Raw genomic sequence first — 19,905 nt, forward strand, 5'->3', positions numbered from 1 at the left:
GTGAGTGGCAGGACGCATTAACCAACGACACCTGACAGGAGAGTTGTTTATGCACACCGAACCACAACCATGCACCATCGCACTGAGTACAGGAGGCCGCCATGTTTCTGGTCTCCCTGGCTGAAGGCTTTATCCACCTGTTCCAGACCGCACCGCAGGCAAAATCTTTCTCGACATGATGACCGGGCTAATCCCGATGCTCATCTGTCTGCTGCTGGCCATCAACTTCCTGATGAAGCTGGTCGGCACCGTCAGAATGGAGAAAGTTGCCACCCTGCTCGGCCGCTCGCGCATCCTCACCTACGGCGTGCTGCCGGTACTCGGCTGGTTCTTTATGAGCAGCCCCGGCGCGCTGACGCTCGGCAAACTTCTGCCCGAGAAGAGCAAGCCCGGTTACGAGGATGCGCTCGGCACCACTGCCCATCCCCTCACCAGCCTGTTTCCCCACGTGGTGCCCTCAGAGCTGTTTGTCTGGCTCGGCGTCGCCGCCGGGGTTAAGGCGCTCGACCTGCCCGTCACCTCGCTGGCGCTGCGTTATATCGCTGCCGCCATGCTGATTGGCCTGATTCGCGGGATTATCACCGAGTACCTGTTCCTGCGGCTCAGCAAGCGGGGGAACGCGCCATGATGATTTACTGCGCACGTATTACTGCCATCGGGCTGTTTGTCGCCGACGGCCTCACCGACAAAATGCTCATCACCTTCGACAGCAACGGGCCGAAGGACTGCCTCGATTACTCGCTGTCACTGGAGCCGTCGTTCCGGGAAGAGAGCCTAATGATACTCCCCGGCGACCACCTGCTGCTGGCGGGCCATGATTATCTGGTGACCAGTGTTGGCAAAGGTGCACAGCAGGCGCTGTTTGAGCTCGGCCACCTGACGCTGGTGTTCAACGGCGACCTGAATCCCTGCCACGTCGGCGCGGTTCATCTCTCCGGCCCGGTGCCGAAACTCCATGACCTGCACGGCAATCTGGTGATTGAGGAGGGACGCCCATGAACACGGTGCTTATTCCCCCCGGTCCCGGCGGCTACGGTAAAGGGCTGTGGCTGCCCGTTGGCAGCGGCAAAAAGGTGCTGTCACTGACCGGACGCGAGATTCATCCGGTGGCGATAGAAATCGGCGCGCTCACAGAATCGGAAATCGTCAACGGCTTCTCTGACATTCCGCCAGATAACGACATCCTGTGCGAGGTGATTAACTGCGCCGGGTCTCTACGCTGCGGCCTCTACCCGCAGAAGGGCATTCCGACCATCAACGTGCTCCCCACCTGGCGCGCCGGACCGCTGGCGCAGTTTATTACCTAGGATAACTACGTTTCGGGTGTGACGATGGAGCAACTGGTTCTGGTGGATACCGCCGAAGCCCCGGACGGTGAACCGGAGTCGGTGCCAGTCACTGCACCACGGGTTATCACCACACCACCACCTCCCCGTGGCGCGGAGAAGCTGGTACGCATGGTCGAGCAGACCGGCACCGCTGTCGGCCACGTTATCGCCCTGCTGTTCGCCGCCAGCCGCGAGGCGGTGGACGTGTCGCTGCGCAACGTTATCCCGTTTATGGCCTTTGTCTCACTGCTGATTGCCCTGGTGCAGGAAACCGCACTCGGCAGCCTGATTGCCCATGCCCTGACGCCGCTGGCGAACTCACTGTGGGGGCTGGCGTTGCTGTCACTGATTTGCGGCATTCCGTTCCTCTCCCCGGTGCTCGGGCCGGGCGCGGCCATCTCGCAGGTGATTGGCGTGATGATTGGCACGCAGATTGGTGCGGGCGCGATATCCCCGGCCTTCGCCCTGCCCGCGCTGTTTGCCATCAACGTGCAGGTCGGCTGCGATTTTGTCCCGGTAGGCCTTTCCATGCAGGAGGCAAAGCCGGAGACCATCGCAAAAGGTGTACCCGCCTTTCTGCTGTCGAGACAACTGACCGGACCGCTGGCCGTCATCATCGGCTGGCTGTTTTCCCTGGGCTTATTCTGAGGACGCAATGATGAACAAAATCAGAGCCGCCGTGGTCGGTGCAGGTATTTACGGCAAACACCATATGAACGCGTACCGCCACAACCCGGACACGGTGCTGGTCGCTATCTGTGACACCGACACAGAGCGCTGCGATGACCTTGCCATGGCGTACGGCGTGATGGGCTATACCCGGCTGGATGTCCTGCTACAGGAGGAAGCCATCGACGTGGTCTCGGTGGCCACGCCTGACCCGTACCACACCGAGTCCATCCTCACCGCTCTGCGCTACGGCAAACATGTGCTGGCGGAGAAACCGCTCGCCACCTCGGTACGTGAATGTGAGCTTATCGTGGAGATGGCGCAGCAGCGGGACCTGCTGGTCGGCGTCGATTTCCACAAGCGCTGGGACCCGGCAGTAATGCGCATTAAGGCTGAGCTGGAGAAGCCGGAAGCCGGGCGGATCCTGCGCGGCCATATCAGCATGGACGATGTCATCAGCGTGCCGACGGAGTGGCTGGACTGGGCGGGCGCAAGCTCCCCGGTGTGGTTTCTCGGTTCCCACTGCTTCGACCTGGTGCGCCATCTCTCCGGCCAGGAGGTGGTGTCAGTATATGCCGTGGGACAAAAGCGGCTGATGGTTGAATGCGGCCTCGACACCTTCGACAACGTGCAGAGCTTGCTGACGATGGCCGACGGCAGTTCGTGGGTGGTGGAAAACTCGTGGGTGTTGCCGGAGGGCTTTCCGAAGGACAACGACGGGCGTATCGATATTCTCTGCGAGACAACGTATATCCGCAACACCTCACAGCATCGCGGGCTGGAAATCACTACACCGGGCATGACGCTCACGCCCAACAGCTATTTCATCAATTACCGCAACGGCGTCGCCAGCGGTTTCGGTATCGACCCCATCAATGATTTTGTGCGGTCGGTCAGGTATAAAGCGCCGTACCCGGTCACCGCGGTGGACGGACTGGCGGTCAGCCGGATTTGCGAAGCGGTGCATCGCAGTCTGGAGAGCGGTAAACCTGAATGCCCATAATGCCATTACTTTAAGGGCGGTACCTTTCTGCTACGTCAGATTGGTAAAGCCCTTAACCCAGCAAACCAGTCAAAGCACAGGAATGATTAGAAAGCATGGCCAGCTTTGAGCGAAGAGCTGACATAGATACTTATATACGCTAGCCATTGGAAGCATACTAACGAGAGATGAGCTATACCTTTATGTGTATTTCTACTATGATGGTAAACCGAGAGTTAAGAAATGATTTTTTATAACTTTCGTCTCTTTACGACGAGATTCATTTTTCACCAAGTCTAAAACTGCTTCAACACTTGGTTGCATTCCCCCGGAAAGCATACCGCCGAATAATGTCATAAAGAAAGTTGTTTTCAAATCTCCAGTTACTATTCCTGATAACGCACCTGAAACAGCGCCAATGCTTATATTTTTACCAGTGTTAATCAATGATGAATTAGAGAATGCCTTACTTAATCGATTATTTACTCTCATTTCTAAATTAGAAAACTCACTCCTCACCTCAGATAAAAACTCATTATCCAGATCAGTGTAGTCAGAAGAATGGTTGTATAGTTCCCTAAATGTGGAGTTTAAGAAACCTCTCCATTCCGAAAATAGCTCTTCTTGCTTTCTCATGTAACAAATATCTTTAATCGAAATGTTGTTCATATTCAATAAAGAAATGCTACCGATAACATTAGTTCCAAAAGGTGTTATAATCTCATTGCGAGTAAATTTTTCTTGCTGAATCTTCATTATTTCTTTAAGGACACTAACATGCTCGAAACTTGGGTAAAATGAATCTATATTATTATGAAACTGTTTTTCCTAAATTGTTCTCTTAAAACAAATGCAGCAAGTTGGGGGATTGTGTCATTTTTATCGATTATTCTTTTACTTAACTCTTTTAACAAGCAATCTTCTGGATAAGGTACTTCATTATCCGAGCATTGGGGTTCAGAAACTGGGAAAACAATGCCAGACCTTATTAAATCGGAAATATCACTGTACTCCAGAAGCAACGAATTTATCGCTGGCAGCCTCGCTAATGCATGCTGATTGTTAGAACTACCGGGTCTAAAATAGTCTAAAAGATAAACCAAAGGGTCTTCTATCACTAAACCGTGACAATATAGTAAATACTTTTTTAGTTCTCCTGTGAACGCACCTTGGAACTGAGAGACATCATGTATACGACTAACATAGTTGAAACCCAAATCGTATATTGTGTCAAGTCTTGGCGATATAGAAGGCCTCAAATCAGTTTCTTTTTTAATTGGTAGCTTATATTGATTATTAAAATCATTAAGAGCCATGCCAAGATTTACTAATTCTTTACTTCCCACAGGTCTTTTAAGTAACTCTTTTTTTAACAGTGGTCTACCGATAGTATTTTCAATTACGTCTATAAAATTAGTTGATAGTTTAGTTTCCATCATCCTTCCCCGTATAGCTATAAAGCATTTATCGTTAATTCTTCATCATTTAGCAATTATCAGAATAGTGCAATACGTCAAACAACGTCTTTAGACAAAAAATGCGTGAACAGCCTCACAGACATTACTTGTTATGAAGTTTGATACGTCCGCTCCTAGCATGGAACGGACAAGCTAACTTAGCCAAAGGTCCGCTGTGGGTGAGGAGCGGACATTAACACCTCGCGCATGCGCATCTATGTAGTGTAGCGAAGCCGCAACGAAAATTTCTCAGCAGGACGACGTTGTCATTTAACATGTCTGAAAAAGTCATGATGGCTCCTTGTGTAAATTGACGCTTGTAGTTGCTGCAGGTACGGAGCGCAGCGTAGTACTTATCCGACAACCTGCACTTGTTAGGCTACCAATATGGATATGTATAATGAGGGTTTGCAAGTACTTGAGCCCCTTTAGATGTGTTACACGATTCACATGTGAGTTGAAAATTTGTCGGATCGTTGGTTCCTGATGCATTTAACGGAACCATATGATCTATGTGTCTAGACTCTGTTGGCACTAAAATATTAGTGAGATCACAACCACAGAGTTGGCACCTTCCTTTGTCACGATGAAATACTGCGTTTTTTAACCATACGGGGAAGTATGATCTCTTGATAACTCCCAGGCTAGCAATGCATTGATGCTCATTGGGCTGTAGCCGAGCAATAAATGGCTGAATAAACAGACTAAATTCATATAAAAATGTTCTATCTGCAAATAGCAATTGGAAGGCTGCTTCAGTAATTGTTTCGGTGGCAGTCTCCATGATTTCTCTCAATTCAGGTATATGATCGCTAACATCTTGTTCAGTAAACCATGTTGGGCGTGGAATGTTTGCCCCATCAAGTAATGCTCCATAGTCAGATATGATGATTTCCGCATCAACCTTTCCGAGGTAGTGCTGTATTCCGAATCCATTTACGCTGGAAATAAAGGTATGAAGCAAAGTGTATTTTTTTGGCTTCTCAATTTGCTCAAAAAAATTCAGGGTTCGAAACTCAAAGAAATCAGCAATTATGTCACCTGTTCCAATTTCTGATGGGTTCCGCACAGCAGAAACAACAGTATCAGCAAAGGAATAGGCAGCTGAGTAATTAATTTGTTTTATATTCAATAGCTACTACTCAGTGAATGATGCCTTATTGAGCCGACACGTTTCATCTGGCTCTACCAGATTAACATCCGACGTTAATTTATTGAAATTCAAAAAACTACTGTTAACTCCTGCCCAAAGCATGCTGGCACATTATTACTTTTGTTTGGCCTATAATTTTAAGTCAGTCCACCCTAAGCGTCTAAACTAGAATATTTTTTCTTTTTTAGCAACAGATAAATGTTCCTGTTAATTTGCTCAAAGTGTACCTATTTTATGGTGAAAGCAAATAACACTGTATATTTGCCCAGACGTACAACCAATGTCCGCTTTTGGCACTAAGCAGTCGGTCATTCTGGTCTACTAAAGTACGTAACATCAGGGCATGTTCCTGCAAACGGTCGTAGAAAGTGCGGACTCAGCCGTTACCTGGCCGAGGCCGGTCTCGGTTAGTTCTTCTGGCTGCTCGAGTACAAATGCGCCTAGCGCGAGATGAAGCTATTAAAAGTGGGCAGGTGAGTAAACGCTGCTGTTCTTGCGGTGAATTCAATGCTGAGTTGACATTGGCCATGCGAACATGGGCATACACCCCAGCTGCGGCTCCGGGTTTCACTGATAGCCCTGGGCATATCCGGGAATCCTTGTCGGGTATGTAGGTTTAGTAAACCCACCGGCGCGGTTGCGTTCTTTGTCGTTATAGCAGCGGTGACTTGTTGCTAGCGTCAACAACGCTGGGAAATTGAAGCGTTGTTGAATTTGACTTATTAGATGGCCTTGCTTCGATATTCAATTTCTAATATCGCCTTTGTCATTGCCGCAATAGCTATAGCATCTGCCATAGTCAATTCAGGCTTGTCTAGGCTTCCATGTCCAGCAGTAGGTAATTTGTTACGCAAATCATAAATATCTTTAATCGCAACAATAAGGTTATTAGATAGGTTTGACTTTTTCTTGAACTGTTCAAAAAAACCACCCAATGATTGATTTGATACATTTGGGTTTTGAGAAATATCTTTCGCCATTGTTTCTAAAATATTAGAGGCGGCGTGCAACGCTCCTGCCGGGTCATTGGAATCTAAACAATTATTCATTCTACTTATTTGCTGAACAATATTGGGGTGCAATCTTTTTAAGTAATCATTCCCCAAAGTTTCATTGAACTGTTTAACATGACTAAAGACATCGCAATCCAAATAAAACCTAGGAGTAACGGTCATCCATGAATACTTCCAGTCATTTTTTATATTATCGTTTTTCGCAATACGCACACCTGTATCCTGATCTATTTCATCGACATATTTACACATGTAATCAGCATAATAGTAAAAATACTTATATGATATTTCAGGGCAAAAATTACTGAGCGATGAAACACCTCCATTTTTATTTGAACAAACGGAGGGTAATTCTTCATCACATAAAGATGAAAATTTGGTTCTTTCCCAATACTCACTCAACTCCTCTTCTTTTGTATCCGTTATGCCCGCTATCATTTTGCTACGTTTAAGCAGAACTACACTGTCATGGTATCGAGGGCAGCTATGCGAATTCGCGTATGGGCATACAGTTGCTGCATTTCGATTATGACTCTCGTTATCCCACCAATTTTTATCAGGAATAATTCTTTGCATAATTTGACTGTTATCTCGCGATTAAATGAATTTTTAACTCTATACATAGCTTATCAGCTCTACCATACCTGCCGCCACTGTACGTATCCCTGCAAAAAGAACCATCACTTTTAGAGAGTCTCTGGCCCTCTAACTTCCACTGTTGGCACTCTGCCGACATTTGAAATTTACCCTTTCCCGCACACCTGAACCTGGCTTTAGCAAGGATTGCAGTCGCTAAATAGCGATATCCACCTCGGGATTTGGCTATTGCCTGCCTCTCCGATGATACTTTTACTCCGGCCGTGTAAGCGACCGGAGCATAAATTTAACCCCTGTCAGAATACTCTTTCAACATGGTAAGAACCGCCCATCGTGCCGCATCATCTGCGATATTCTCAGGCAGAGCATCAGCCCGCAGATTGATATAAGCGTCAACAGCCATTCTGATGGCAACACCAACGGAGTCACGATCGTGCGTTGCCAGCGTGGAAGTCAGCAGACCATCAGGATCAATGCCGTAGAATTCAATGCGGCGAACCCCACGTTGCGGTAGATTTGCGCGACGGTACAGCATTGGTCCCAGCACCTGCTCCCGGAAGAATGCCAGCATACCAATCGCCTCAAAGAGTTCGCCCCTTCCCAGTTTAACCACTGCGTAATGAAGCCAGATCCAGGCTCGGGACTCAAACCACTCCGGCGTCATGTTGGGCCAGTGAGCACTAAATTTTGCCAGTTGTCGCTTCAGAGCAGTGTTATCACGGGTAAATAACACCGCTGGCTCCTCAACGCGTTGAGTGAGCATGTCCAGGATGACAAATTTCAGATCGACATGGAGGAGTTCAGGGCCATACAGGCATATAAGCAGGCGAGGCTCTCCCACATGTTCCCCGGTGAAAGCATGCAGCAGATGGCCTAATGTTCCGGCAAGTTCCCTACGCTGCGTCATAATTTCGTCATAGTAGAGAGGATCTACGACAACGACAAAATCGAGATCGGAGTATTTATCAAATCCGCCATGAATCATCGAGCCGCCAGCAAGAAGGGAATGAATTCGCGAATCTGACTGAAATTTAAGTTTGAGTTGCTCTGCAAAACTTCTGTGTAAATCGGGTAACGTACTCAGCATACTTTTTCCTGTTCACAAAAAATACAAAGCATTTCAGAATATCGAGTTGTTTATATTCAGGCCAGATATTTTTTGAAGGAACAGTTATGTCCTTAGAAAATTTACTCACTTACTCGCATGTCCACTATTGGTCGACATCTGGCGCACAATCGCGCCAGATGCCATTCTGCTCGTCTAATCTCAGTGATGCTGCAACAACACCTGTGAAATCTTCCTCGCTTCACCTGCCGGATCTGCCGAATGCGTGATCGCTGATCCCACAATCACCACATCCGGGCCTAACAGCGCATAGTCCTTCACCGTCTGGCTGCTGATGCCACCTGCCACGGCAATCCGGGCTTTCCGGCGCGCCTTCAACATCGTTATCAAATCATCAATCGGTTTGCGCCCTGCAGCCTGCTGGTCGGTGCCTGTGTGTACCGCCAGCATATCCGCGCCCGCCTCTTCCAGCAGGCGGACCCGCGCGGGCAGATCGTCGACGCAGATCATATCCACCACCACCTGCTTTCCGGCCTCTTTCGCCGCGCGGATGCATGACTGGATCGTCAGCACGTCGGTCACGCCTAACACCGTGACATAGTCTGCCCCAGCGTCGAAAAGCAGCTGCGACTCAAAATGGCCGCCATCCATAATTTTCGCATCCGCCAGCACTTCCTTATGCGGGTATTTTTCTTTAATAGCTTTAATTGCATTCACGCCTTCCCGAATAAGAAAAGGCGTGCCCACTTCAATAATATCAACGTCGTCAACCACCTTCTCAATAAATACCAGCGCTTCAGGCAGGGTTAACTCGTCCAGGGCAAGCTGTAATTTCATGTTGGTTTCCTTGTATCGAATGACTTATTCGAGGTTGGCGTGCAGCGCAAAACCTTTGGTTAAGCGATATCCCGTCGACTGGGCCAGATTCACTATCATGGCATCCCCCAGCACCATAACGGCTTCTTCAAACAGGCTGCCGCCGGGCAGAATGCCTTTCACATTCTCGGGTCCATCCGGCAGTTTGTCGGTGTAGGCCGGGATCCTGACCACCACATCCGCCAGTTTCCCCAACGTGGAGTCGGGGAAAATGGTCAGCAAGGCCACAGCGCCACCCAGTTGCTTCGCTTTCGTTGCCACATTCACCAGCGAAGCCGTTTCGCCCGATGCGCTGGCCAACAGTAGCAGGTCGCCTTTTTGCAGTGCAGGCGTTATCACATCACCGACCACATGCACCTTCAGGCCGATATGCATCAGGCGCATCGCAACAGCTTTCAGCATTAACAGCGAACGCCCTGCGCCAAAAACAAATATCGCGTTCGCTTCAGCGATGGCCTGCTCCAGACGCGCCAGCGCAGCGCCATCAATCCGCGCCATCGCCTGATGCAGGTCGCTACAGGCAACACCTGCAACAGATTGCGTTTCCATCATGCGTCCTCCTGGCAGAGCGGGAATAAATCATCCTGATACTCGAGCATCCCCATGATTTCCCGGACATAGTTATCGACATGCCCCAGAAAGTGGAAACGTTCCGGCGCGGCGCGGTAGCGTTGATAAAGCGGCGTATCAAAGGTGATGCCAAGATGCGGGTTCTCTTTGACGGTGGCGAATTTGATGCGCGGAATATGCGGGTAGTAATGATTCCTGCGCACGCAGAGTTGCCCGTTCTCTTCCACGATGTAGCAGGCCATACCGTGGTAAAACTGCACCGTGTCGTAGTGAACTGCACAGGGTTTATACGCCAGGTTGCTGAATACCAGCGGCCCGTCGCCGATATTGATGGAGCAGTGGCCGTAATTCGGCGGCACGATAATGCTCTGCCCCTCCTTCACCACTGCTACGATAAGATCGTCCACCAGCAGATCTTTTGGCTCAACGGCAAAATCCGGCGACTTTTGCAGGATATACGCCGCCGTGCCCTTAATCACCTCATACACTTCCGGATGGGTGTTGCGCCGCGTGTCGTTATAGCCGTGATAGTGACCGCTGGTTTTCTTGCGCTCCTTGCCGATCGTTCCCGGCATGATGATGGTGATGTCATACTGGTACTGGTCTGCAGCAAGCCGTTCCTGATCCTCCGCAAAGCTGAGCCCGCGATAAACATCGTAAGCCGGTTCATCACGCAGCGCTTCGGTGAACTCCGGTAAGACCACCGCCATCTGCCCGGCGCTTTTGCGGCCAAAGCCGAGATAGTTTAGCGGCGGTTTCAGCGCCACCACGCCATCGTCATCGAGATACAGCGGCAGGCCGCTGTGGTGTAGCTGTTTCATTTTGCCTCCTGTGTATACGCGTTAGCTGCGCGGATCGCCTCTTTCAGCCGATCGGATTTCATGCCAAAGACGCTTTGAATGTTGTTCCCGACCTCGACGACGCCCGCCGCGCCAAGCTGTTTCAGCAGCGCTTTGTCCACCAGCGACTTATCCGTCACGTCAATGCGCAGACGCGACATGCAGGCTTCGATGCTGGTCATATTTCCCAGCCCGCCATAGGCCAGAATGATGCCGCTCACCAGGTCGTTCTGTTCGTTTTCCTGCGTCACTGCGCTTTCTTCAACTTCACGCCCCGGTGTCAGCAAATTCCAGCGGCGGATGGCAAAGGTAAACAGGGCGTAGTACAGCGCTCCCATTACCAGACCGACCGGGAACACCATGTACCAGTGAGGCGCGCGCGGCAGAACGCCAAAGAAGAGATAGTCGATAAGCCCACCAGAGAAAGAGAGCCCGATATGCACGCTAAACCACTCCATCAGCAGGAACACCAGCCCCGCCAGGACGGCGTGAATGCCATACAGCACGGGTGCAACAAACAGGAAGGAGAACTCAATCGGCTCGGTGATGCCGCAGACGATGGAGGTGATCGCGCCAGAGAGCATAATGCCCTTCACCCGCGCTTTGTTTTCCGGGCTGGCGCAGTGGTAGATCGCCAGCGCAATCGCCGGAATACAGAACATCTTGATCGGCGTCAGCCCGGCCATAAAGGTTCCGGCGGTAATCGGCACCTGATCTTTCAACTGGGCAAAGAAGATGAGCTGGTCGCCATGCACCACCTGCCCGGCCTTGTTCACGTACTCGCCAAACTGTAGCCAGAACGTCGGCCACCAGACATGGTTAAGACCAAACGGGATCAGCAGCCGCTCGACAAAACCGAACAGGAAGGCGGACACGCCCGGTCCCTGCACCGTCATGGTATTCGACAGGCCATTAATCAGATGCTGGACCGGCGGCCAGACCACCGCCATCACCAGCCCGACAAACAGCGCGGCGAAGGAGGTTATAATCGGCACGAAGCGCTTGCCGGAAAAGAACTCCAGCCATGACGGAAGCTGGATGCGGTAATACCGTTTGTATAGCCAGGCGGCAATAATCCCGATGATGATGCCGCCGAACACGCCGGTCTGGAGCGAAGGGATGCCCAGCACCATCGTGTAGTCACGCACCTGCGCCACCGACTCGGGCGTGATCCCCAGAAACTGGCCGATGGTGACGTTCATAATCAGAAATCCGGCGATCGCCGACAACCCGGCAATGCCCTGATCGTCACTGAGCCCTACCGCCACGCCGACCGCAAACAGCAGCGGCAGGTTAGCGAAAATCGCACTACCCGCTTCCGCCATTAGCTTCAGCACGTGAACCAGCCAGTCAGCGCCGAGAAACGGCAGGCTGGCGACAATATTGGGATCCTGAAAGCTGACGCCGAAGGCCAGCAAAATACCGGCGGCAGGCAGCATGGCAATGGGGATCATGAGCGATCGCCCGATGCTTTGTAACATTTGCAGAAGGTTGAATCTTTTCATCTCGATCTCCTGAGCGCGTCTTTATGACAGGGATTCGCACAACAGCAGGTTCTGCTCCGAACACTTTCAGTATCCGAACCCGAAATGATTAAAAAAACAGCAACCGAAGACGAAAGTTATTTCCGGTTTTCGCTTAAAACCGGAAAATTTATGAGGGCAATCACGCCGGAAACCGTCAGAAAGGGATAAAAGAGGAAATCGAGTTCGACGGGAGGCCATCACATGAGTATCTTCGAGGCGCATTTTCGCAGGCTGCACGCCCGCTACGGCGCAGGTCAGACGCACGAATTACAGATGCAGGAGATCGCCGCCATCTTCGGCTGTTCGGTGCGTAACTGCCGTATTGCGCTGAAAAAGATGCATCAGGAAAAATGGCTCGACTGGCAGCCGCAGCGCGGACGCGGCAAGCGCTCACGGCTCCACCTGTTAACCTCGCCGGAAAAGCTGTTCAGCCAGAACGTCAACAAGCTGCTGGAGAAGCAGGATTACGGCAACGTGCTGCGGTTTATCGGCAACGACAAGTATCTGCTGGATCGCCTGAGCCTGTGGCGATTTGGGGTACAGGATAAAAGCAGCGAAACGCGGGTGCGCATCCCCTACTATCGTAATCTGGATCCTCTTAACCCGCTCGTTCCCCTGCGGCGAACCGAACGTCACCTCCTGCGCCAGTGCCTGAGCGGGCTGACGCGCTATGACGCCGTTCAGGGCAGGATCGTCCCCGATATTGCCCACTACTGGACCCACAACGAGGACTTTACCCGCTGGGAGTTCTGGCTGAAATCCACCGCCCGCTTTGCTGATGGCAGCGAACTGGATACCAGCGCCGTTCAGCGCTGCCTGCTCGCCGCCAGCCAGAGCCCGCAGTTCGCCCCGCTTTTCAGCCCAATCAAAAGCATCACCGCTGACGCCCCCTGGCATCTGGCGATTGAAACGCATCATCCGGTCAGGCGTCTCGACTGCCTGCTCGCCACTCAGCCGACGATGCTGTTCGATTACCAGCACGGACACATCCGCTGTACCGGCGCTTTCCACCTGCAGGAGCACAGCGACAACTTTATGGTTTTGCGGCGCAATCAACACTGGCACCAGGCGCGACCCGGACTGGATGAGATCACCATTTTCACCTGGGCTCCGGAGCATATCAGCATGAGCTTTATTCCCCTGCTTCGGGGTGAGGAGGCTCAGGATGACCGCCCGCTCAACGAGCGTAGTCTGGAGCAGGGCTGCTGCTTTGTGCTGCTCGACGGTGACGGTGCCTTTGCAGATGAGGCCGGAAGACGGTTTATCAATTATCTGCTGCAACCTGTCGAACTCCTCAGCCAGACGCAGCTTCCCGACGAATATGCGCGCATCCTCTCCGTTGCTCAGGGCATGCTGCCGCAGTGGAACCACCGCCCGGTAGATTTTGGCGGGATCACAGCGCCGTTTAACCTGCGTCAGCCGGTTATTATCAGCACCTTTCAGCAACCGGAACTGGTGGAGCTTGCCGGAGCAATTCGCCGCCTGCTTGAGCGCTGGCATATTCGCGCCGAAATACGGATCGACGCATTTGATAGCTTTAACAGCCAGCCGCCCCCCCCTGCGGATATCTGGCTCAGCAACTTTATGCTCGATACCCTTTCTGTTCCGGCATTTCTGGAATGGCTGGCTTCCGCCACGCTGTTTACGCGGCTACCTGAAGCTCAGAAACAAAACCTGAACGCCCTGCTGCCGACCATTCTGAACAGCGACGATGAACAGGCATTCGCCACCATTGCCGCCTTTTTCCATGAGATGACCCACCAGCGATATGTCATTCCTTTGCTGCATCACTGGATGGAATTTGCGACCGAGAAGTCATTTACCTGGCGGGATTTAAATACGCTGGGATGGCCGGATTTTAGCCAACTTTGGCTCGAATAATGCACGCCCGCAAAAGCTCGCTAAAGGGCCTTTAAAGGCCTTTAAGGGTAAGGGAGGGAAGTGCGGGATTTGGGTTGGAGATCGTTTGGTCATCTGCATTGGCTACGTCCTCACGACGGAGACTGTTCAAAGGCCTCTGTACTGACGCCCCAAGAAAACTTTACCTCCAGCTCCGATTGCTGAACAGGTCAATGTCATCGAAGAGATCTGCACGAGCCAGATCCTGGGTTTTGTAGGCCCGTTTTCTGATGCACTGCTTTTTCAGCGAACTGAAGCAAGGTCGTAGAAGTAAAACAGTACCGCTGGCAACTGGGACATTTTCTCGCTTTAGCGGAGGTCGCCACTATGCTTAGATTCAGCTTATGACGTTAGCCGATAGTGCGACTGCACCAGACCCGAAGGGAAGCTGCGGCTGGATAATAGCGTCAAATCGATATCATGGGGCAGTACTCCAAACAGTGGTTTTCCCGAACCGAGCAGAACAGGAACAGTTGTGATAACGATATCGGCAACCAGACCTTCGCGCAGGAACGACTGTATTAACTGCCCACCATCGATATAGACCCGGTGCACGTTCTTCTCCATCAGGTCAGCAAGAGCCTCCCCTGGCGTGCGGCATGAAAACTGCACTTTACCCTTCAGCGCCTTGGGCACGGGGGTATCGGTTAGCTGCCGGGAAAGCACCAGCACGGGCCGATCATAAGGCCATTCGTCAAAAGTCAGCACCTTCTCATAGCTGCCTCGCCCCATAATGATCCAATCTTTGTCCGCGATGAACGCGGCATAGCCATGATCTTCTGTCGGGTCATCGCGCTTCAACAGCCAGTCGATATCGCCATTCTTTCGAGCGATATAACCATCAAGACTGACCGCGATGAAAACATGTGTAGTGACCATCAAGAGCTCCGTATTCAGGTTGCATATATCTCGTTGAGTTTAGCAATGTAAACGATATTGATATGCTCCGATAAAGCCACATCATAATGTTCTCAACGTCCGTTCTAGGCACGAAGCAAGCAAGTTATCTAAGCTGAAGGTCCGCTGTGAGCGAGAAGCAGACATTGTGTTCATGTGGAAAACCGGAGGATTTAGCATCCGGTTTTCCGCACTCTTGGATTACATTAATGATCTCCAGCATCTCGTGCTGGCACCGCAGCAGCTTGTCGCACTTGACGACGCTGATTTCTTTTTTCCCACTTTGCTCGTAACCATTCGCTATATGCCGGCATGTTAAGGTATAACTGCTGTGTCATATCGGCCAGAACGCGAAGATTATCTGTATAGCCGAAGTGTCCCTTTCCCATTTCAGCATGGCGGCCACCTGCAGCATCCCAGGCTTGAGAAAGCGAATATGGTGCGAACAGCTCTAGACCAGTTAAGAGTATTACAGGAGCCCTTGTTTGTCGGCGCTCGTGGATGTATTCACGCCCCCAAGACGCGAGTTTTGTAATTCGCTGAATTTCGGCCGGGGAAAGATCTCCTGCCTGCTTCATGGTTGCAAAAACCAAAATTGCGCCAGGGAAGCGGATAGCAAGTTGTTTCATTCTTTCTACATCTTCAACTTCAAATGCATCAGCAACCGCTTTTTTCTCTTCGGAATTCTCGCCCCTAAAGCTTTTTGCCTCTCCAAATACGAGTTCTGCGTGGTGATCCAGCTCATTGAAAACTTTGCGTCGGTGCCAGAGTATTAGGTCAGCTTCAATATATTGTTTTGGGGCCAATGTCAGTATTTGGCCGGTTGACCATGTAATCGTGGCATCATGATTTCCAAATGTGTTGGCGAGAAATCTTAGCGTTAGGGATGCGGCGTATCCCCCACGAGCATAATCGGGAAGTGCAAAGGGGCCTATCAACCTGTAAGCCCAACGGGACAATTGACTCGAACTTGGATCGATCATTGGAAAGCTAAACTTATTTAGGCAAAGGCCGCATGCTACTACAAGATCCAGTTCGCGTAGCGCGTGCCATCCCCAAGTAGAGCATTTTGCACACTTTAACTCCAAGCCAAGCTCAACAGCACCAAGCTCAACTAAAGTTTCAGCATTTTTATTTCGCCATATATCACCCTTCACCACATTATTAATTTTGTTCTGAAATTCTTGGTGTTGAATTGAGGGTGAAATGGGCCGTCGAGAAATTTTATTGAGAAGTTTCACTATCTCTGCATGAGCAAAACTACTAATTCCCCTGAAACCTCCGAGCGTATTAATAATTTGCTGTGTAGCTTGTCCTGCATCGGAGATTTGGCTTTCAACTCCATTGTTTTTTAGCCATTCACTTATCGCCGTTGTGCCGTCACTCAAACGCCAGAGATCGGACATATTATGGAAACGGCAAAATACAACAAAACCTTCAGTTGTAGATAAGATGCTTCTCTGTATTGACTGGAAACGTGGCATCTTGGGCGACCTGTAATTACAAGGATAAACGGTTGCAGCCCGACTGGTATTTGACCAATTTTTTAATTTCACTACGTTCACCCAGCGAGCATCATTGGCACCATATCTTTCAGTGAATTCTGGATGGAGATAATCAAATCGAACTTCGGTTCGGTCACCTTCGATTTGTGTGTCAAACGTTTTTTCTGCACAGGATAGAGTAGGTCGAGTACTGCGAACTGTAAAACCAGATGATGGTCGCCAAATCGGTGGATACCAATCTTGACGCCTATTTGCCTCATCTTGATTAACCCGCAAATAGTCGGCGTAAAGTTGTTCGATATTCGCAGTAGGGATAGATCTTGCAAACATTACGGTAGCATGAGTCATTAAGCCAAATTGATTCCCTCGAACGGGGCGATGGCAATCTTCAATGTATTCTCTGCAGTATGGGGAAAGCGCATCAATCCATTGGAGTGGAATTGGTCGGACATATTTCCGCATAGCGCGAAGGTTCCAGAAGTCAATAAGATCGCGCGAGTCATGTGCATCCATGACAAAGAGCGTTGGATCCGCATTGTCATGATAATTAACCTCAATATTCGAGTGACCGATTTGTAGTGCTGAATTAAATCCATCCTTGTACAGGTCTACTAGAGCTTCTGGGGATAATTCAACCTGTTTGGGATCAAAAGCATCACAGAACCCTTGGCCAAAATATTTAAGGTCTTCATCCTCAGGGAAGCTGCCAGATAGGCAAGCACAGAACGACTTCAATGCATTCGTCCGAGGTATGAGTTCCACGATATTGTGCTCATGTCGACGCACGAATTGAAATTGTTTCTTATACAGATCTTTATATAGGTCGAAGACATCAAGCCCAGCTTGACCCCGCAGTTCATCAGATCGCCTTAGCATGGCTGAAAGTTGCAGTACTCGGTCTGGGTCATAGCCAAACCCTTTAGCCAGCCCTGCTTCAGCTTCTACAAGGAAATCAGGTTCGAAAGCATCAAGATAGCCATTGACGATCTGCAAAGCGCTCTCAGGTTTGTAGTCATCCCTATCCCACCATTTAGGCACATGGCCAAAAATTGGAATGATAGGGTTAAATTTACCGCCCCAAAGGCATGTGTTTATTTGGAAGATTTCCAGTAACCGTTTACTGTCATTAGGTTTAACGAGGAATGCGAATCGAATTGGTCGTAGGGTTACGACGGCGCTGATATGAGCCATAATTCTTCCTGTCAGAATGTAGTACGTTCACTTTGAGGTTGCATAACCGATTTGTCACGCACCGCGTAACTGAGCGTTTACAAGCATTCTACTTTGATTTACCTGCCGTTTAAAAATGGTTTAAGCATTATGTTGTGTGGAAAAAGAGGCTATTGATCTACGCCTAAAATTAAATCTACGTTCAGTTAATAACGTCCGCTCTTGGCACAATGCTGACGGGACATGAGCACTCTCGGAGTTCGGACCAGAAATGGAATGGCCTGAATAAGAAGGGTAAGTCTTATAACGAAAAGGCCGCGAAAGCGGCCTTTTTTTAGTCCGATGCAACCTAACTAGACTGTTGAAACGGCAGGCTTTGAAGTAATCTCACGCAAGACGTTAATCAGCTCGCGGCCACATTTTAAGTGCGGCATTCCCTAGCAACGCACCACGGGAGAGAATTTGTTCCTCATCCCATCTGTCTTTAACGGTCAGAGGCACGTTCAAACGCAGGCTGGTATGGGCAAGAAAAGCATCGCGTTTCTTTAGAAAATCTGAGTGTTGGAGGGATCGATTCACGCTGAGGTTAAGTAACGTAAGATTTCCCAAAGTTGCAATTACTTGCTGCCGTTTCCGCACCAGTTCCTGATCAGGCGTCAGCTCCGCCCCTGCAAGAACTATCTGAGCAACCGCTGATGCTTCTGTATCCGTAACAGATTGCCCATTTTCGAGAGGCCAGTGAGAGAACCACTGTTGAGGCATAAGGTGATCGATATCAAGGCTGGAAAGTTTAGGAACATCTGGTTCCTCTGTTTTAACCTGACGGCGCAGTTCCCCTTCAAGCTCTGTCAGCATCATACGCATCTTCGGCGTATCAAGCCTGCCAGGATAAAGCTGTGCGGTGATACAGGCATTAAGGAATTCTGAGTCAGTCGGCCAGCGAGAAGCCTCGCCATTCAGATTCTTAAGGCTGTAGCGTAGCTCAATACTGGAAACGGCAGTTTTAGCCAGGTGCCGTAAGACAGCCATGAATACGTTATTGTAGTTCTTAGGTGTCAGCCCACACACGGCTCTTCGTACAACATATGAGACTAGATCATTAAACATGATTGTCTTTTCGGTATCAGAGATATCAGTGACTGAAATCAGGAGCGCAAGAGGATGAATAGTCGTCACGTCATAGGCTGCAATACGACGGCCAAAGCGCGCGACAGGAGTCGTACCACTATCTCCGATCAGTTCTTTATATTGATTAGCATAGCGAGTGAGAAGCGCGACCTGCTGATCGGCGCGGCGCGCAGGCATATCCTTAGTCACAAAGTCCCGGAATTCATTGTAAAGGCGCGACAAATCCACCTCACTGCGTTTTTCAGCCTGTAGCGTGGCGTGAATTAACCATTCCAGTCGGGGTTTATAAATACGACCACGGCGTTGATTTTCAGTCCAGTAGGGATCTTCAAAAGGCTTCCAGTCATTCTCATACAACATCGCAGCATCAATATCGTCACTTACAGCGCGCATAAAGATGTAATTGCGAATGAGATCAGTTGCATGAAGTTCTGCCCCACGGCCATTTAACGTTTCAAAAATGATTTGAGCATCATCTCCTTCCTCCAGGGTGATGTTGATCATTTTGAGGTCAGTCAGGACTGCATTAACCAAAGCCTCTGCATTTGAGGCTACAGGGTGCCCTTCCGCGTTGATAAACTGAATAAAAGCGTCACTAAAGAACCATAATGCTTCCAGTGAGGGTGGGTGGCTGAAATACTTACGCAGGGTCCCGTGTTGTGTGAAGTTTTCCGGATAGACCTCGCGAAGAGCTTCGACTGAGTCAACGTTGAGACTTTTAATAAAGTCTTTTTGATCACGGAATGTCGGCCAAAGTTTGAAACGTTCAACGTCTACATTACGCATAGTCTCTTCGTTTATGTTGCGTAAACAAGGCAATACGATCTTCTCCAGGCCGGAAAGTCCTGTTGCCCGAAGAGCAAGACGGATGGAAGCAAGAACATACTGAAGTGTGGTGAGTCGCTGCTGGCCATCAATGATGTGTGACGTATCCACCCCCAATAGGCTGTCTTTGGATTGTGGTTCGAGCACGATGGCCCCGAGGAAGTGAGGCGTTGGTTTTGTTTTAGAAAGTCTGCTCTCAGCCTTATCGATAATATCTTCTAATAAAGCTGACCATTGGTCTCTTAGTGTCCATACATAGGCTCGTTGATAAAATGGAACGCAATACTGCCGACGATTCTGGAAGAGTTGATTGACGGTAAGCGGCTCTGATTTCATGGGGTTCCTATAATAACGTTAAGTATTTTAAGAGCTTAAGAAACGTAAGGTTGCCACCACCTATTCAGG

Annotated in this window: 15 protein-coding genes and 3 pseudogenes; 5 read left to right on the forward strand and 13 right to left on the reverse strand. The window is 50.0% G+C overall.

From position 1 onward, the window contains the following. Positions 1 to 101: 101 nt before the first annotated feature. The 4 genes and pseudogenes from srlA (at position 102) to EoCCA6_RS06225 (ending at position 3,000) form a co-directional block, all read left to right on the forward strand. Positions 102 to 628, forward strand: a pseudogene (gene srlA / locus EoCCA6_RS06210) (PTS glucitol/sorbitol transporter subunit IIC). Beyond that, positions 625 to 999 (forward strand): PTS glucitol/sorbitol transporter subunit IIA, encoded by a 375-nt coding sequence (locus EoCCA6_RS06215; RefSeq protein ID WP_152081931.1) that lies wholly within the window; start codon positions 625 to 627, stop codon positions 997 to 999. The pseudogene srlA and the gene EoCCA6_RS06215 overlap by 4 nt, the downstream one beginning before the upstream one ends. Further along, positions 996 to 1,976, forward strand: a pseudogene (srlE, locus tag EoCCA6_RS06220) (PTS glucitol/sorbitol transporter subunit IIB). Before EoCCA6_RS06215 ends, srlE begins: the two are co-directional and overlap by 4 nt. 10 nt (positions 1,977 to 1,986) lie before the next feature. Continuing rightward, a complete protein-coding gene (locus tag EoCCA6_RS06225; RefSeq protein ID WP_152081932.1) occupies positions 1,987 to 3,000 on the forward strand; it encodes a Gfo/Idh/MocA family protein in 1,014 nt (337 codons plus the stop codon). Between the two features lie 195 nt (positions 3,001 to 3,195). Here EoCCA6_RS06225 and EoCCA6_RS06230 read toward each other — a convergent pair whose 3' ends face one another. The 9 genes from EoCCA6_RS06230 to ptsG form a co-directional block, all read right to left on the reverse strand. Next, a complete protein-coding gene (locus EoCCA6_RS06230; protein ID WP_152081933.1) occupies positions 3,196 to 3,735 on the reverse strand; it encodes a hypothetical protein in 540 nt (179 codons plus the stop codon). Between the two features lie 47 nt (positions 3,736 to 3,782). Continuing rightward, positions 3,783 to 4,418 carry a hypothetical protein gene (locus tag EoCCA6_RS06235; protein WP_152081934.1) on the reverse strand — a complete coding sequence of 212 codons (636 nt, stop codon included), beginning with the start codon at positions 4,416 to 4,418 and terminating at the stop codon, positions 3,783 to 3,785. Between the two features lie 397 nt (positions 4,419 to 4,815). Continuing rightward, positions 4,816 to 5,568: an HNH endonuclease gene (locus tag EoCCA6_RS21595; protein ID WP_198440048.1), complete on the reverse strand. Its 753-nt coding sequence runs from the start codon at positions 5,566 to 5,568 to the stop codon at positions 4,816 to 4,818. A gap of 743 nt (positions 5,569 to 6,311) precedes the next feature. After that, complete coding sequence (locus EoCCA6_RS21650) at positions 6,312 to 7,178, reverse strand: hypothetical protein (RefSeq protein WP_152081935.1); 867 nt, start codon at positions 7,176 to 7,178, stop codon at positions 6,312 to 6,314. Positions 7,179 to 7,485: 307 nt separating this feature from the next. Next, positions 7,486 to 8,286, reverse strand: a complete 801-nt coding sequence (locus EoCCA6_RS06250; RefSeq protein WP_152081936.1) for a nucleotidyltransferase domain-containing protein — start codon at positions 8,284 to 8,286, stop codon at positions 7,486 to 7,488. A 180-nt stretch (positions 8,287 to 8,466) separates the two neighbouring features. Continuing rightward, complete coding sequence (hxlA, locus tag EoCCA6_RS06255; RefSeq protein WP_152081937.1) at positions 8,467 to 9,102, reverse strand: 3-hexulose-6-phosphate synthase; 636 nt, start codon at positions 9,100 to 9,102, stop codon at positions 8,467 to 8,469. A gap of 24 nt (positions 9,103 to 9,126) precedes the next feature. Next, positions 9,127 to 9,690 carry a 6-phospho-3-hexuloisomerase gene (gene hxlB / locus EoCCA6_RS06260; protein WP_152084408.1) on the reverse strand — a complete coding sequence of 188 codons (564 nt, stop codon included), beginning with the start codon at positions 9,688 to 9,690 and terminating at the stop codon, positions 9,127 to 9,129. Continuing rightward, complete coding sequence (locus tag EoCCA6_RS06265) at positions 9,690 to 10,532, reverse strand: glucose-6-phosphate isomerase family protein (protein WP_152081938.1); 843 nt, start codon at positions 10,530 to 10,532, stop codon at positions 9,690 to 9,692. The genes hxlB and EoCCA6_RS06265 overlap by 1 nt, the downstream gene beginning before the upstream one ends. Further along, positions 10,529 to 12,055, reverse strand: coding sequence for a glucose-specific PTS transporter subunit IIBC (gene ptsG / locus EoCCA6_RS06270; RefSeq protein ID WP_152081939.1), 1,527 nt, complete (start codon positions 12,053 to 12,055; stop codon positions 10,529 to 10,531). The genes EoCCA6_RS06265 and ptsG overlap by 4 nt, the downstream gene beginning before the upstream one ends. 222 nt (positions 12,056 to 12,277) lie before the next feature. Here ptsG and EoCCA6_RS06275 point away from each other — a divergent pair, with 222 nt between their 5' ends. Continuing rightward, positions 12,278 to 13,957 (forward strand): SgrR family transcriptional regulator, encoded by a 1,680-nt coding sequence (locus EoCCA6_RS06275; RefSeq protein ID WP_152081940.1) that lies wholly within the window; start codon positions 12,278 to 12,280, stop codon positions 13,955 to 13,957. Between the two features lie 110 nt (positions 13,958 to 14,067). Here the strand turns inward: EoCCA6_RS06275 and EoCCA6_RS21755 are convergent. The 4 genes and pseudogenes from EoCCA6_RS21755 to EoCCA6_RS06290 all read right to left on the reverse strand — a co-directional run. After that, positions 14,068 to 14,231 (reverse strand): annotated as a pseudogene (locus EoCCA6_RS21755) (IS3 family transposase); the annotation flags it as partial. Between the two features lie 86 nt (positions 14,232 to 14,317). Beyond that, the gene (locus EoCCA6_RS06280; protein WP_152081941.1) at positions 14,318 to 14,854 is read right to left on the reverse strand and encodes a dihydrofolate reductase family protein; all 537 of its coding nucleotides are present in this window, start codon (positions 14,852 to 14,854) and stop codon (positions 14,318 to 14,320) included. A 224-nt stretch (positions 14,855 to 15,078) separates the two neighbouring features. Next, positions 15,079 to 17,568 carry a hypothetical protein gene (locus EoCCA6_RS06285; protein ID WP_015958839.1) on the reverse strand — a complete coding sequence of 830 codons (2,490 nt, stop codon included), beginning with the start codon at positions 17,566 to 17,568 and terminating at the stop codon, positions 15,079 to 15,081. Between the two features lie 378 nt (positions 17,569 to 17,946). After that, positions 17,947 to 19,836: a DUF262 domain-containing protein gene (locus EoCCA6_RS06290; protein WP_152081942.1), complete on the reverse strand. Its 1,890-nt coding sequence runs from the start codon at positions 19,834 to 19,836 to the stop codon at positions 17,947 to 17,949. Positions 19,837 to 19,905: the final 69 nt, after the last annotated feature.

Source organism: Enterobacter oligotrophicus (genome assembly GCF_009176645.1).
In the GTDB taxonomy this organism is placed as follows: Bacteria; Pseudomonadota; Gammaproteobacteria; order Enterobacterales; family Enterobacteriaceae; genus Enterobacter; species Enterobacter oligotrophicus.

Bases quoted from the DNA above. Each gene is read 5' to 3' on its own strand.
- EoCCA6_RS06215 (WP_152081931.1), top strand. From the start codon at position 625: ATGATGATTTACTGCGCACGTATTACTGCCATCGGGCTGTTTGTCGCC.
- EoCCA6_RS06225 (WP_152081932.1), top strand. From the start codon at position 1,987: ATGAACAAAATCAGAGCCGCCGTGGTCGGTGCAGGTATTTACGGCAAA.
- EoCCA6_RS06230 (WP_152081933.1), bottom strand. From the start codon at position 3,735: ATGAAGATTCAGCAAGAAAAATTTACTCGCAATGAGATTATAACACCT.
- EoCCA6_RS06235 (WP_152081934.1), bottom strand. From the start codon at position 4,418: ATGATGGAAACTAAACTATCAACTAATTTTATAGACGTAATTGAAAAT.
- EoCCA6_RS21650 (WP_152081935.1), bottom strand. From the start codon at position 7,178: ATGCAAAGAATTATTCCTGATAAAAATTGGTGGGATAACGAGAGTCAT.
- EoCCA6_RS06250 (WP_152081936.1), bottom strand. From the start codon at position 8,286: ATGCTGAGTACGTTACCCGATTTACACAGAAGTTTTGCAGAGCAACTC.
- hxlA (WP_152081937.1), bottom strand. From the start codon at position 9,102: ATGAAATTACAGCTTGCCCTGGACGAGTTAACCCTGCCTGAAGCGCTG.
- hxlB (WP_152084408.1), bottom strand. From the start codon at position 9,690: ATGGAAACGCAATCTGTTGCAGGTGTTGCCTGTAGCGACCTGCATCAG.
- EoCCA6_RS06265 (WP_152081938.1), bottom strand. From the start codon at position 10,532: ATGAAACAGCTACACCACAGCGGCCTGCCGCTGTATCTCGATGACGAT.
- ptsG (WP_152081939.1), bottom strand. From the start codon at position 12,055: ATGAAAAGATTCAACCTTCTGCAAATGTTACAAAGCATCGGGCGATCG.
- EoCCA6_RS06275 (WP_152081940.1), top strand. From the start codon at position 12,278: ATGAGTATCTTCGAGGCGCATTTTCGCAGGCTGCACGCCCGCTACGGC.
- EoCCA6_RS06280 (WP_152081941.1), bottom strand. From the start codon at position 14,854: ATGGTCACTACACATGTTTTCATCGCGGTCAGTCTTGATGGTTATATC.
- EoCCA6_RS06285 (WP_015958839.1), bottom strand. From the start codon at position 17,568: ATGGCTCATATCAGCGCCGTCGTAACCCTACGACCAATTCGATTCGCA.
- EoCCA6_RS06290 (WP_152081942.1), bottom strand. From the start codon at position 19,836: ATGAAATCAGAGCCGCTTACCGTCAATCAACTCTTCCAGAATCGTCGG.